The sequence below is a fragment of the Mesorhizobium sp. USDA 3734 genome (assembly GCF_056279665.1).
In genome coordinates, this window is record NZ_JBWCCW010000001.1 from 89,213 (window position 1) to 102,167 (window position 12,955).

The window sequence follows — 12,955 nt, forward strand, 5'->3', positions numbered from 1 at the left end:
AAACGATGGAAAAAGCCGAAATCGGCCTGATCGGCCTTGGCACGATGGGCTCCAACCTGGCGCTCAACATCGCTGAACACGGGCATCGCATTGCGGTCTTCAACCGCACCAGGGCACGCACCGACGCTTTCGTCGAGAATGCCGGCGCGCTCAGGGATATGGTCGTGCCCTGCTACAGCCTGGAAGAGCTCGCCGCCGCGATCCGGCCGCCGCGCCCGATCATTATCATGGTGCTGGCCGGCAAGCCGGTCGATGAACAGATCGCGGCTCTGCGCGGCGTGCTTTCGGCCAACGACATCGTCATCGACGCCGGCAACGCCAATTTCCGCGACACGATGCGGCGCTTCTCCGAGCTTTCCGGCTCGGGTCTCACCTTCATCGGCATGGGTGTTTCCGGCGGCGAGGAGGGCGCGCGCCACGGACCGTCGATCATGGTCGGCGGCACGGAGGACTCGTGGAAGCGTGTCGAGAAGGTGCTGACCGCCATCTCCGCCAAGTTCAAGGACGAACCCTGCGCGGCGTGGCTCGGCACCGACGGCGCCGGCCATTTCGTCAAGACCATCCACAATGGCATCGAATATGCCGACATGCAGATGATCGCCGAGATCTACGGCATCCTGCGCGACGGTCTCGGCATGGGTCCGAAGGACATCGGCACGGTGTTTTCCAACTGGAACAAGGGCCGGCTCAATTCCTATCTGATCGAGATCACCGCCAAGGTGCTGGCATCAGACGATCCGAAGACCGGCAAGCCGGTGGTCGACATCATCCTCGACCGCGCCGGGCAGAAGGGCACCGGCAAATGGTCTGTCATCGAGGCACAGCAGCTCGGCATTCCGGCGACCGCGATCGAGGCAGCGGTGGCGGCGCGCGTTCTGTCGTCGATCAAGGACGAGCGGCTGGCGGCGGAAAAGGCCTATGGCAACGCCGGCGTGACCAAGATTTCCGGTGACAAGGACGCCTTGCTGAAAGACCTCGAACTGGCGCTGTTCGCCGGCAAGATCGCTGCCTACGCCCAAGGTTTTGCGGTGATGAGCGGCGCCTCCAAGGAGTTCAACTGGAACCTGCCGATGCCGACCATCGCCAGGATCTGGCGCGCCGGCTGCATCATCCGTTCGCAGATGCTCGACACCATGGCCGAGGCCTTCAGCAAGGGCGGCGCCTCGACCAACCTTCTGATGGCGCCGGCCTTTATCGCGTTGATGCAGGAGGCGCATCCGTCGCTGCGGCGCATCGTGGCGAGGGCATCGGAGGCCGGCTCACCGGTTCCGGCGCTGTCTTCCGCACTGGCTTATTTCGACAGCTACCGCCAGGGCCGGGGCACTTCGAACCTGATCCAGGCGCAACGCGACTTCTTCGGCGCGCACGGTTTCGAACGCATCGACGGACCCGGTGCGTTCCATGGGCCATGGGGAAGTGGTGCGGCTGGCTAGCAAAGCCGGCCCATCAGCCATGCTTTAAGCGGGCACTGGCTGGTTTAGTGCCTGGACGCCGCTGGCCACGACCAGGCTCTGCAACGAGCCCGGCGCGGCGCCGCCGATCCAGCCGAGCACCGAGCGGGCAAGCTCGGAGCCGGCCAGCCGGAAGTTCTCGTTGACCACCAGCAACTCCGGCCGGAACAGGTGCAGCAGGTCCGACGACTGCTTGGACACCACGTCGACGTCGCGGCCGAGCTTGAGGCCGGCATCCTCGATGCCGGCAACGATGGCCAGTGTCGCGGCGGCAGCGCTGCTGACGAAGCCGTCCGGCCTGACGTCGCGGCGCATCACCTGCGCGGTCCTCATCCTGATCTGCTCGATCGTATGGTCGATCGAAACGGTGTTGAACGGAATTTCGCTCGCGCCGACCTCGCTCAGTGCATCGGCAAAGCCGTTCAGCGTATGGCCGTAATAGGTCAGTCCGGGCGGTGGCGACAGAAGCGCCAGCCTGCGCCGGCCCATGCTCGCCAGCCGGCGCACGGCTTCCATCGCGAAAGCGTGGTTGTCGAAGTCATGGTAGGGGTGGACGAGACCCATGTCGGTGCGGCCATGCGTGGCAAAAGGCATGCCGTGCTCCAGCATGTAGCGGGCACGCGGATCGTTCGGCTGGGTGCGCGAGATGATGACGCCGTCGGCCGAGCCGGTCTCGACGAGATAGCGGATCGGCTCCATCGGATCCTGCGAGCGGGAATAGGGCGTGACGATCAGGTGATAGGGCGTTTCGGCGAGCACTTCCGAAACGCCGTAGATGATGTCCGACACGAAGCTCATGATCTCGCGATCGGTGTTGAGCACGAGGCTGATGACATTGGTTCTACCGGTGCGCAGTCGTACGCCGGCGCGGTTCGGCCGGTAGCCGATCTGCTTGGCGACGAGCTGGACACGGCGCCTGGTCTCGGCGCCGATTTCCGGCGCATCCTTCAAGGCGCGCGACACGGTGGTAACGCCGAGCCCGGTCATGAAGGCGAGCGTCTTCAATGTCGGCCGCCCTTGCGCCGAGGTCTCCTCGTTCTTGTCCGTACGCTGTCTGTCCATTCGTCCCGCCCGTCCGGCGCATAGCAGCCGCAGGCCGGGTCGGCAATCGCCGCCATTGCAATACGATATGCGCTCCAGCCCCGGCAAAGTCTCAATATACTGAAACGTTACAGATTGCCAATATCGCCACCACGAAGCCACCAGTCCGTGGTTTTGGCGAGGGGTTTTGCGGCCAACGGTGTCGTGCAACCAAACGCGGCCTTGGCGGATTTCTTGCGCTGCAGCATGATTTTGCAGCGCAGCAACGACGTCCATGCCTTGCTTGCCGGTTTTCGTGCAGGGAATTTGTTCGCGCCTCGAAAAAATATCGGACCGCCTTTGCCCGAGGGGTTGCGCAGTCCAAGCAATTGCCGTATCGAAAATCTGTAACGTTTCAGATTCTGGGAGGAGCCGAAATGCGATACAAACTTTTGACTGCTGCGCTGACAGTGACGGTTGCGCTGCAACTTGCTGGTCCGGCCGCCGCGACGGACCTGGAAGTCACCCATTGGTGGACGTCGGGCGGCGAGGCGGCGGCGGTTGCGGAACTTGCCAAGGCATTCGATGCGACGGGCAATCACTGGGTGGACGGCGCCATTGCCGGTTCCGGCGGCACGGCGCGGCCGATCATGATCAGTCGCATCACCGGCGGCGATCCGATGGGCGCCACGCAATTCAACCATGGCCGGCAGGCGGAAGAGCTGGTCCAGGCCGGCCTGATGCGCGACCTCACCGACGTCGCCACCAAGGGCAAGTGGACGGAAGTCGTCAGGCCGAAGAGCCTGCTCGACAGTTGCACCATCGACGGCAAGATCTATTGCGTGCCCGTCAACATCCATTCCTGGCAGTGGCTGTGGCTGTCCAACGAGGCCTTCGAGAAGGCCGGCGTGCCGATGCCGAAGGACTGGAATGAATTCGTGGCGGCAGCGCCCGCGCTGGAAAAGGCCGGCATCATCCCGCTCGCCGTCGGCGGACAGGCCTGGCAGTCCTCCGGCGCCTTCGACGTGCTGCTTGCGGCAGTGGGCGGCACGGATACGTTCCTCAAGGTCTACAAGGACAAGGATGCCAAGTTCGCCGCCGGGCCCGAAGTCGCCAAGGTCTTCAAGGCCGCGGACGATGCCCGCAAGATGGCGAAGAACACCAATGTGCAGGACTGGAACCAGGCGACCAACCTGGTCATCACCGGCAAGGCGGGCGGCCAGATCATGGGCGACTGGGCGCAAGGCGAGTTCCAGGTTGCCGGCAAGACCGCCGGCAAGGATTATACCTGCCTGCCAGGCCTTGGGCTTAACGAAGTCATCGCAACCGGCGGCGACGCCTTCTACTTCCCGGTGCTCAAGGATGCCGACAAGTCCAAGGCGCAGGATGTGCTGGCCGAGACACTGCTCGATCCCAAGACGCAGGTCGCCTTCAACCTCAAGAAGGGTTCCCTGCCGGTGCGCGGCGACGTCGATCTCAATGCGGCGAACGACTGCATGAAGAAGGGCCTCGCCATCCTCGCCAAGGGCGCCGTCATACCGTGGACGGACCAACTGCTTTCGCAGGACACCCAAAAGCAGAAGGAAGACCTCTTCGCCGAATTCTTCGCCAAGCCGGAGCTGACCGTTGAAGATGCGCAGAAGCGCTTCGCCGACCTCATCGCTTCGGCGGACTGACGTTGGAGGCGACCCACCTTGTTCCCGGCCTTGCGAACGCTGGGCCGGGAACGCAACGCCCTTACCCAGCCGGCTGACGAGATGAGCAAGAGCGAACGCCCCAACCCGCTGTTCCGCAACCTCAATGCGAAGGTCGCGTCGATCCCGATGATCCTCACCGCAGTGGTGGTTTTCGTCGGCGGCACCATTTGGACGGTGCTCTATTCCTTCACCAATTCGAAGCTCCTGCCACGGCTGAATTTCGTCGGGCTCGACCAGTACTACCGTCTGTGGGCGACGCCGCGCTGGCTGATCTCGATCGAGAACCTGTTGATCTACGGCGCGATCTCGCTGGTGTTTTCACTGGTCATCGGCTTCCTCCTTGCCGCGCTGCTCGACCAGAAAATCCGCTTCGAGGACACGTTCCGCACTATCTTTCTCTATCCGTTCGCGCTCTCCTTCATCGTCACCGGCCTGGTCTGGCAGTGGCTGCTCAATCCGGATTTCGGCATCCAGCATGTGGTGCGGGACCTCGGCTGGACGAGCTTCAGTTTCGACCCGCTCTACAATTCCAGCATCGTCATCTACGGCATATCGATCGCTGCGCTGTGGCAAGGCACCGGGCTGATCATGTGCCTGATGCTGGCCGGCCTGCGCGGCATCGACGAGGACATCTGGAAGGCGGCGCGGGTGGATGGGATACCGATGTGGAAGACCTATCTGTTCATCGTCATCCCGATGATGCGCCCGGTCTTCATCACCACGCTGGTCATCATCGCGTCGGGCATCGTCAAGGTCTATGACCTCGTCGTGGCCCAGACCAGCGGCGGCCCGGGCATCGCCTCTGAAGTGCCGGCCAAATACGTCTACGACTACATGTTCTTCGCCCAGAATCTCGGCCAGGGTTTTGCTGCCTCGACCATGATGCTGCTCTCGGTGGTGATCGTCATCGTGCCGTGGGCCTATCTCGAATTCGGGGGCAGGAAGCGTGTCTGAGCAAGCCGTTTCCATTGCCGCCACGGCCAACAGGCTCGCTGCGTCCGGACCGAGCGGACCGCGGCCGCGGCATACGTTCTCGCGCCGCAACATCTTCCTCTATGGCACGCTGATCGTGATGGCGGTTTACTACCTTCTGCCGCTCTACGTGATGGTCGTCACCTCGCTCAAGGGCATGCCCGAAATACGGCTCGGCAACATCTTTTCGCCGCCGCTCGAAATCACTTTCGAGCCCTGGGTCAAGGCGTGGTCGACGGCCTGCACCGGCCTCAACTGCGACGGGCTTTCGCGCGGCTTCTGGAATTCGGTGCGCATCACCGTGCCGTCGGTGCTGCTGTCGATCGCCATCGCCTCGGTGAACGGCTACGCGCTGGCCAATTGGCGCTTCAAGGGCGCCGATACGTTTTTCATCATCCTGATCGTCGGCGCCTTCATTCCCTACCAGGTGATGATCTATCCCATCGTCATCATCCTGCGCGAGATCGGCCTCTATGGCAGCCTTAGCGGCCTGGTGATCGTCCATTCCATTTTCGGCATGCCGATCCTGACGCTGCTGTTCCGTAATTATTTCTCCTCGATGCCGGAAGAGCTGTTCCGGGCGGCGCGTGTCGACGGCGCCGGCTTCTGGGGCATCTTCTTGCGCATCATGCTGCCGATGTCGCTGCCGATCTTCGTCGTCGCCATCATCCTGCAGGTGACCGGCATCTGGAACGACTTCCTGTTCGGCGTCGTCTACACCCGCCCCGACACCTATCCGATGACGGTGCAGCTCAACAACATCGTCAACTCGGTGCAAGGCGTGAAGGAGTACAACGTCAACATGGCCGCCACCATCCTGACCGGGCTTGTGCCGCTCATCGTCTACTTCATTTCAGGCAAGCTTTTCGTGCGCGGCATCGCTGCCGGCGCGGTGAAGGGGTGATGGCGATGACGGCAGCCAGCGGCACCAGTGTTTCGATCCAGGACCTGTCGCTGAATTTCGGCGCGGTGACCGTCCTGGAGACACTCAACCTCGATGTCGCCGATGGAGAGTTCATCGTTCTGCTCGGGCCGTCCGGCTGCGGCAAGTCGACCTTGCTCAACTGCATTGCCGGCTTGCTTGACGTCTCCGAGGGCCGCATCTTCATCAAGGGCAAGAACGTCACTTGGGAAGAGCCCAAGGACCGCGGCATCGGCATGGTGTTCCAGTCCTATGCGCTCTACCCGCAAATGACGGTGGAAAAGAACCTGTCCTTCGGCCTGCGTGTCGCCGGCACGCCAAAAGAGGAGATCGCCAAGCGGATCGCGCGGGCGGCCGAAATCCTGCAGATCGAGCCGCTGCTGCAGCGCAAGCCGGCGGCGCTGTCCGGCGGCCAGCGCCAGCGCGTGGCGATCGGACGGGCACTGGTGCGCGATGTCGATGTCTTCCTGTTCGACGAGCCGCTGTCCAATCTCGATGCCAAGCTGCGCGCCGAGCTGCGCGTCGAGATCAAGCTGCTGCATCGCAAGCTGCAGAACACCATGATCTACGTCACCCACGACCAGATCGAGGCGATGACGCTGGCCGATCGCATCGCAGTGATGAAGGGCGGCGTCATCCAGCAGCTCGATGCGCCGCAGACCATCTATAACCGCCCCGTCAACCGCTTCGTCGCTGGCTTCCTTGGCTCACCCGCGATGAATTTCATCGATGGCGAGTTGCAGGACGGCGCTGGCCCGGTGTTCAAGACCGATGGTGTTGCGGTGCCGCTCGACCGCTATGGTTTCGAGGGCAGCGATCGCCCCACCGGCGCTTGCGTACTGGGCATCCGGCCAGAACATATTGCCTTCGGCGAAGCGGCGAGGTCGATGCCCTTTGCCGCTGACGGGGCTGTCGAGATTGTCGAGCCGATGGGCTCGGACACGCTGGTGTGGACGAAACTCGGCGGCCACAATCTTTCCTTCCGCGTCGAGGCGGAAAGGACACTTCGCAACGGCGACCCGATCCGGATCGGCTTCGATCCGGCGCGCGCTTCGCTGTTCGATGCCGCCACCGGCAACCGCTTATAACTCCCAAGCCCAAAGAAACGGACAGAGACGATGAACTGGTCATTCCAACTTTACAGCGCCCGCAATTTTCTGCCCTGGGAAGGCGTGCTCGCCACGCTCGGCAAGCTCGGCTACACCCAGGTCGAGGGCTTTGGCGGCGTCTATGACGATCCCAAGGCCTTTCGCACTGAGCTCGACAAGAACGGGCTCGCCATGCCGACGGGGCATTTCTCGATCGACGCGCTCGAGAACGATTTCGACGGCGTGCGCAGAACAGCCGACGCACTCGGCATCACGCTGCTCATCTGTCCTTTCCTGATGCCCGACCAGCGGCCATCCGACGCCGCCGGCTGGCGCGGCTTTGGCGAGCGCCTGGCCAAGGTCGGCGACGTCGCGAAAAAGGCCGGCTACGGCTTTGCCTGGCACAACCATGATTTCGAGTTCAAGAAACTTGCCGACGGCTCGGTGCCGCAGGACCACATCCTGTCGTCCGCGCCCGACATCAGCTGGGAGATGGACGTCGCCTGGGTGGTGCGCGGCGGCGATGATCCGCTGCCGTGGATCGAGAAACACGGCAAGCGCATCAGCGCCGTCCACGTCAAGGACATGGCCAAGCCCGGTGAAGGGCTGGATGAGGATGGCTGGTCGGATGTCGGCCATGGCACCATCGACTGGGCCGGCCTGATCAAGGTGCTGCGCGCCAAGAGTGCTGCCCAATACTACGTCATGGAACAGGACAACCCCAACGACATCGAGCGCTTCGCCAGCCGATCGATCGCAGCCGTCAAGACCTACTAGGAGCAATCAGCATGGCAAAGAAACTTGGCATCGGCGTCATCGGCTGCGGCAACATCTCGAAAGCATATTTCTCGCTGGCGCCACTGTTTCGCGGCATCGAGATGCGCGCCTGCGCCGACATCAACATGGAGGCGGCCAAGGCGCGGGCGAAGGAGTTCAAGCTGCGCGCCGAAACCGTCGAAGACCTGCTCAAGGCCGACGACATCGACATCATCGTCAACCTGACCATCCCGGCGGTGCACTACGAGGTATCGAAGCAGATCCTCGACGCCGGCAAGCACGTCTATTCGGAAAAGCCGTTCGTGCTATCGGTCAAGGAAGGGCTCGACCTGAAGAAACGCGCCGAGGCGAAGGGCCTGCGCATCGGTTCGGCGCCCGACACGTTCCTCGGCGGCGCGCATCAACTGGTCCGTGAACTGATCGACGAGGGAAAGCTCGGCAAGATCACCAGCGGCACCTGTCATGTGATGGGCCACGGCATGGAGCACTGGCACCCCAACCCGGACTTCTTCTTCCAGCCGGGCGCGGGTCCGGTGCTCGACATCGGACCGTACTACATCACCAATCTGATCCAGTTGATCGGGCCGGTGAAACAGGTCGCGGCCTTCGCGACGACACCGGCCAAGGAGCGCACAATCAGCTCAAAGCCACGCGCAGGCGAAAAAATCCCGGTCAATACGCCAACGACCATCCACGGCCTGCTGGAGTTCGAGAACGGTGCCGTGGTCACACTCAACACCAGCTGGGACGTTTGGGCTCATGGTCACGCGCCGATGGAACTCTATGGCGAGACGGGGACGGTGTTCGTGCCGGATCCGAATTTCTTCGGCGGCGACGTGCGTTTCACGCAAGACAGCAAGCCGGTCAAGAAGCTGCCGAAATGGAAGCACCCGTTCGGTGTCCCCAATGAAATGCATGGACAAGGCATGATGGCCAACTACCGCACATCAGGCCTCGCCGACATGGCGGTGGCGATCATGGAAGGCCGGCCGCACCGCTGCTCGATGGAACTGGCGCTTCACGCCGTCGATGTGATGACCGGCCTGTTGCGCTCCGGCGAAACCGGCAAGTTCGTCGCCATGCAGACCACCTGCGAACGGCCGGCCGCACTTGGCGTCAAGGAAGCCAAAGAGCTGCTGGCAAAGAAGAAGTAGTCCGTGCACCTCAACTCTCTCCCCGTTCCGATGGGGAGAGGGTAAGGGTGAGGGGGCAGAGCCGACTCGCCGCAATGGCAGTAGCCTGGCTCGCTTCCATTTGAGGATTTTCCGATGCCCTATAGTCCCGCCGAAAACCGCTACGAGAAAATGATCTACAACCGCTGTGGCCGCTCCGGCCTGAAGCTGCCGGCGATTTCGCTGGGGTTGTGGCACAATTTCGGCAACGACACGCCGCACAAGACCAAGCAGGCGATCGCGCGCAAGGCCTTCGATCTTGGCATCACGCATTTCGACCTCGCCAACAATTACGGTCCGCCGCCCGGCTCGGCCGAGACCGCTTTTGGCGAGATCCTGCGCACCGACTTCGCCGCTTACCGCGACGAGCTGATCATCTCGACCAAGGCCGGCTACGAGATGTGGGCCGGGCCTTACGGCGAATGGGGCGGCCGCAAATACATGCTTGCCAGCCTCGACCAGAGCCTGAAGCGGATGGGTCTCGACTATGTCGACATCTTCTATTCGCACCGTTTCGATCCCGACACTCCGCTGGAAGAAACCATGGGCGCGCTCGACCATGCCGTGCGCTCGGGCAAGGCGCTCTATGCCGGCATCTCCTCCTACAATTCGCAGCGCACGCGCGAGGCTGCCGATATCTTGAAGCAGCTTGGCACGCCTTGCGTCATCCACCAGCCGAGCTATTCGATGCTGAACCGCTGGGTGGAGGAGGACGGCCTGCTCGACACGCTCGAGGGGCTCGGCGTCGGCTCCATCGTGTTCTCGCCGCTGGCGCAAGGCATGCTGACCAACAAGTATCTCGGCGGCATTCCCGACGGCAGCCGTGCTTCCCAGGGCAAGTCGCTGAAGACAGCGTTCATCAACGACAAGACCATCGCCAACATCAAGGCGCTCGACGCCATCGCCGGCAAGCGCGGGCAGACGCTGGCGCAGATGGCGCTGGCCTGGGTGCTGCGCAAGGGCAGGGTGACCTCGGCACTGATCGGCGCCAGCCGGCCGGAGCAGGTCGAGGACTGCGTTGGCGCTCTCCAGGTGCTCGATTTCAGCGATGCCGAACTCACCGAGATCGATACCTATGCGCGCGAGTCCGACATCAATCTGTGGGCGGCTTCGGCTGAACGCAAAGGCCCGCCAAGGAAATAAGCTCTTTCGATAGCCGGCAAAACAAAAACGGCGGGCACTCCCGCCGTTTTTCATGTGAAGGCGAAGTGGCCGTGGTTCAGGGCGTCTTCGGCTTCTGCGCGGTGCCCAGTCCCGGCTTGGGTTTGGCAGGCGCCGGAGCAGAGGTTTTCATCTTCGCCTCGATCCAGCCGGTATAGTTGGCCAGCCGCGTGTAGATGCCGTAGGCGTCCTTGTGGCCGCAGGCCGCACTGCCGTCCGCCGGGCCTTCGCCCCAACTGACGACGCCGACCTGGACCGGGCCGTCGGCGCCGGTCATGAACAGCGGGCCGCCACTGTCGCCGTTGCAGGCATCGCGCACGCCACTGGTGGTGCCGGCGCAGATCATGTTGCCGGTCAGCGGGTCGGTCATGTCGGCGGCGATCGCGTTGGCGGCAGCGTCGATGCCTTTTTCCGAATAGCGCATACGGCGGGACAGATCGCCAAGTGCTGCCTTCAGATCATGTGCATAGATGGCCTTGATGCCGGTGTTGCAGGCGGTGTTCGGCTGGAGATCGAGGTCGGCAACCATCAGCGTTGTTGGAAAGGTGCCATCTTGCATCTTGCCCCAGCCGGTGACCGTCGTCTTGCCGGTGTCGGGCGTTGCGTCATGGGTGACCTTGATGGTCGGCGCATCGGCCGGCTCGGCAAGCCGAAGCAGGCCGAGATCATTGTCGAGCGTCTGCTCGCTGTAGCCTTCGTTGACGATGACCTCCACCACCTTGTGGCGCTTGCCCTCGCTGAGTTCTGTGGCTCCGGTCAGAACGGTGACGCTCTCGGGCGAAATCGGCTGCCCCTTGTCGTTGAGGCAGTGTGCTGCCGTCAGCACCCATTGCGGCGCGATCAGGCTGCCGCCGCAGAACTGGGCATTGGCCTGCGAGGCCGGATTCTCGTCCAGCCTGTCGGTGGTGAGCAATGCGACCTGGAACGGGTAGGCGCCTTTTTCGGCCTGGTTGCCGCCATAGACGCGATCGGCGCTGTCGGGATTCTCCGCCGCGGCCTTCGCCCTGGCTTCCGTCACGCGCTTCATTGGCGAGACCGCTGCCTCCGGTCGGGCGGCGCCTTCGTCCGCCTGGGCAGTGTTGGCGGCCGCAAGGGCCACTGCGATGCCGAGCAAAGACGCGGCGGCGATCGGCTTGAACCGATGGATGATGTGCACCTGAAATCCTCCTGAGACACGTTCCCGAACGAGCCAGCCCCGGCGCATGATCAACGAAACAGTCGCCGGCAAGCAGGCGTTGCTTCGCGGATCGCGTTCCCGTGCGGAACCCACTCAAAACCCTATAGCCCCCCACGGGCTACGTGGAAGCGATTTGTCATTCCAATGTTGTATTAATTTAGGCAATATATCCGTGCGGGTGTCTTTGGCGGGGGCCTTCGACAGACCGCATGGGGTGATGGTCAGGTTCAGGTGCTGGTAACCAAACTCATTTTTCGACTTCACCACGATCTCGACAATATTTCTGTATTTTGATCCAGTCCTTGCTGACTTTTGGGAGAGTCTCACCATGACAAAACTGACAAACGCACTTATTGCGTCCGCATTGCTTTCCACCGCGATGTGGGCAGTCCCGGTTTTTGCCGCCGATCCTGGCTCCGCCAGTGCTGGCAATGGCGAAAGCATGCGGGACGTGACTTCAGGCGACTACAAGCCCGGGCGGGCAAAGCCAATCGCACCACCGAAGCTGACTGACGAAGACAGCCGCGCCGCGCCGCTTGCTGACGAGGCAACGGCTGTCAAATCCTATGGCATCGTCGGACGTTCAGCCGATGGCAAGGATATCAAGATCGAGCCGAGCGAAGCGCTGCGGGAGCTTATCATCAAGGAGCTGAATGCTCCGGCCAATGGGAAGGACGGGGCTGAGCGCAAGACCGAGGATCCGGATCTCGGCGAAGGCGAAGCTGGCCGCCAGGTTTTCGGCACCGACGATCGCGAGCAGGTCAAGAACACCAAGACGTATCCGTTCTCGGCAATCGGCTATCTCGAAGCCAAGTCGCCGAAGACCGGCAGCTTTGGCAGTTGTTCGGCAACGCTGATCGGCCCCCGCACGGTGCTCACCGCGGCGCACTGCCTCTACAGCCATGAGGACAAGGACTGGCTCTCCGACTATCTGTTCGTGCCGGGTCTCAACGGCAGCACGGCCGACGACGCACCGTTCGGCGCATTCTCCTTTGAAAGCGCCTATGTGCTGCAAGGCTTCATCGACAACTACCAGGGCTATTATGGTTCGGTCCTCCTGTGGGATCTCGGCATCGTCACGCTGAAGCAGGACGTCGGCACCAACCTTGGCTGGCTGGGCTATGCCAACTATGACGATCTCGGCGACTTCACCGCCAATCTCGTCGGCTATCCCGGCGACAAGCCGATGGGCACGATGTGGAAGGCGAACTGCGAAGTGCATGCCGAAAACATCGCCCCGGAATATTTCCAGTATGACTGCGATACGTTCCCGGGGTCGAGCGGCAGCTCGGTCTATGCCTACGACAACAAGGCCAAGCAGCGCATCATCACCGGTGTCAACGTGGCGGAAAAGCCCTGACGCGAACACCGCCGTGCGTCTGAACGCTGCCAACGTCCAGTGGATCAACAGCCTGTATAAATAATCGCTGCGCATTCGCGATGGAGACAAGGCGGCGGGGCAATCCCGCCGCCTTTTTCTTGGCGGGCACTTCCTTTGCGGTTCTCTTGCACGAGGCC

The 12,955-nt window shown here is 62.4% G+C and carries 12 protein-coding genes; 9 read left to right on the plus strand and 3 right to left on the minus strand.

Going from position 1 to position 12,955, the window contains the following annotated elements; all coding sequences use genetic code 11:
- Nucleotides 1-5: 5 nt before the first annotated feature.
- Nucleotides 6-1,433, plus strand: a complete 1,428-nt coding sequence (gene gndA / locus ACZ89F_RS00465) for an NADP-dependent phosphogluconate dehydrogenase (protein ID WP_476089925.1) — start codon at nt 6-8, stop codon at nt 1,431-1,433.
- 24 nt (nt 1,434-1,457) lie between these two features.
- On the opposite strand, the gene ACZ89F_RS00470 is transcribed toward gndA, so the two are convergent.
- Entirely contained in the window at nt 1,458-2,513 is a 1,056-nt protein-coding gene (locus ACZ89F_RS00470) for a LacI family transcriptional regulator (RefSeq protein ID WP_476089926.1), read from the minus strand.
- 107 nt (nt 2,514-2,620) lie between these two features.
- Nucleotides 2,621-2,860, minus strand: a complete 240-nt coding sequence (locus ACZ89F_RS00475; RefSeq protein ID WP_476089927.1) for a hypothetical protein — start codon at nt 2,858-2,860, stop codon at nt 2,621-2,623.
- A 48-nt stretch (nt 2,861-2,908) separates the two neighbouring features.
- Here ACZ89F_RS00475 and ACZ89F_RS00480 point away from each other — a divergent pair, with 48 nt between their 5' ends.
- The 7 genes from ACZ89F_RS00480 to mgrA all read left to right on the plus strand — a co-directional run bounded on the left by ACZ89F_RS00480 (nt 2,909) and on the right by mgrA (nt 10,242).
- Nucleotides 2,909-4,147, plus strand: coding sequence for an ABC transporter substrate-binding protein (locus ACZ89F_RS00480; RefSeq protein WP_476089928.1), 1,239 nt, complete (start codon nt 2,909-2,911; stop codon nt 4,145-4,147).
- A gap of 81 nt (nt 4,148-4,228) precedes the next feature.
- Nucleotides 4,229-5,122 (plus strand): carbohydrate ABC transporter permease, encoded by an 894-nt coding sequence (locus ACZ89F_RS00485; protein WP_476089929.1) that lies wholly within the window; start codon nt 4,229-4,231, stop codon nt 5,120-5,122.
- Nucleotides 5,115-6,044, plus strand: a complete 930-nt coding sequence (locus tag ACZ89F_RS00490; RefSeq protein WP_476089930.1) for a carbohydrate ABC transporter permease — start codon at nt 5,115-5,117, stop codon at nt 6,042-6,044. The genes ACZ89F_RS00485 and ACZ89F_RS00490 overlap by 8 nt, the downstream gene beginning before the upstream one ends.
- Before the next feature lie 5 nt (nt 6,045-6,049).
- Nucleotides 6,050-7,150 (plus strand): ABC transporter ATP-binding protein, encoded by a 1,101-nt coding sequence (locus ACZ89F_RS00495; protein WP_476089931.1) that lies wholly within the window; start codon nt 6,050-6,052, stop codon nt 7,148-7,150.
- Nucleotides 7,151-7,180: 30 nt separating this feature from the next.
- Nucleotides 7,181-7,927 (plus strand): sugar phosphate isomerase/epimerase family protein, encoded by a 747-nt coding sequence (locus ACZ89F_RS00500; RefSeq protein WP_476089932.1) that lies wholly within the window; start codon nt 7,181-7,183, stop codon nt 7,925-7,927.
- Between the two features lie 11 nt (nt 7,928-7,938).
- Entirely contained in the window at nt 7,939-9,081 is a 1,143-nt protein-coding gene (locus ACZ89F_RS00505; protein WP_476089933.1) for a Gfo/Idh/MocA family protein, read from the plus strand.
- 114 nt (nt 9,082-9,195) lie between these two features.
- Entirely contained in the window at nt 9,196-10,242 is a 1,047-nt protein-coding gene (gene mgrA / locus ACZ89F_RS00510; RefSeq protein WP_476089934.1) for an L-glyceraldehyde 3-phosphate reductase, read from the plus strand.
- Nucleotides 10,243-10,318: 76 nt separating this feature from the next.
- Here the strand turns inward: mgrA and ACZ89F_RS00515 are convergent, their stop codons facing one another.
- Nucleotides 10,319-11,416, minus strand: a complete 1,098-nt coding sequence (locus ACZ89F_RS00515) for a S1 family serine peptidase (RefSeq protein ID WP_476089935.1) — start codon at nt 11,414-11,416, stop codon at nt 10,319-10,321.
- Between the two features lie 349 nt (nt 11,417-11,765).
- Between ACZ89F_RS00515 and ACZ89F_RS00520 the strand changes: the two genes are divergently transcribed.
- Complete coding sequence (locus ACZ89F_RS00520; protein ID WP_476089936.1) at nt 11,766-12,797, plus strand: trypsin-like serine peptidase; 1,032 nt, start codon at nt 11,766-11,768, stop codon at nt 12,795-12,797.
- Nucleotides 12,798-12,955 lie beyond the last annotated feature (158 nt).

Excerpts from the sequence above, each read along its gene's own strand:
- gndA (WP_476089925.1), top strand. The coding sequence starts at position 6 with ATGGAAAAAGCCGAAATCGGCCTGATCGGCCTTGGCACGATGGGCTCC.
- ACZ89F_RS00470 (WP_476089926.1), bottom strand. The coding sequence starts at position 2,513 with ATGGACAGACAGCGTACGGACAAGAACGAGGAGACCTCGGCGCAAGGG.
- ACZ89F_RS00480 (WP_476089928.1), top strand. The coding sequence starts at position 2,909 with ATGCGATACAAACTTTTGACTGCTGCGCTGACAGTGACGGTTGCGCTG.
- ACZ89F_RS00485 (WP_476089929.1), top strand. The coding sequence starts at position 4,229 with ATGAGCAAGAGCGAACGCCCCAACCCGCTGTTCCGCAACCTCAATGCG.
- ACZ89F_RS00495 (WP_476089931.1), top strand. The coding sequence starts at position 6,050 with ATGACGGCAGCCAGCGGCACCAGTGTTTCGATCCAGGACCTGTCGCTG.
- ACZ89F_RS00500 (WP_476089932.1), top strand. The coding sequence starts at position 7,181 with ATGAACTGGTCATTCCAACTTTACAGCGCCCGCAATTTTCTGCCCTGG.
- ACZ89F_RS00505 (WP_476089933.1), top strand. The coding sequence starts at position 7,939 with ATGGCAAAGAAACTTGGCATCGGCGTCATCGGCTGCGGCAACATCTCG.
- mgrA (WP_476089934.1), top strand. The coding sequence starts at position 9,196 with ATGCCCTATAGTCCCGCCGAAAACCGCTACGAGAAAATGATCTACAAC.
- ACZ89F_RS00520 (WP_476089936.1), top strand. The coding sequence starts at position 11,766 with ATGACAAAACTGACAAACGCACTTATTGCGTCCGCATTGCTTTCCACC.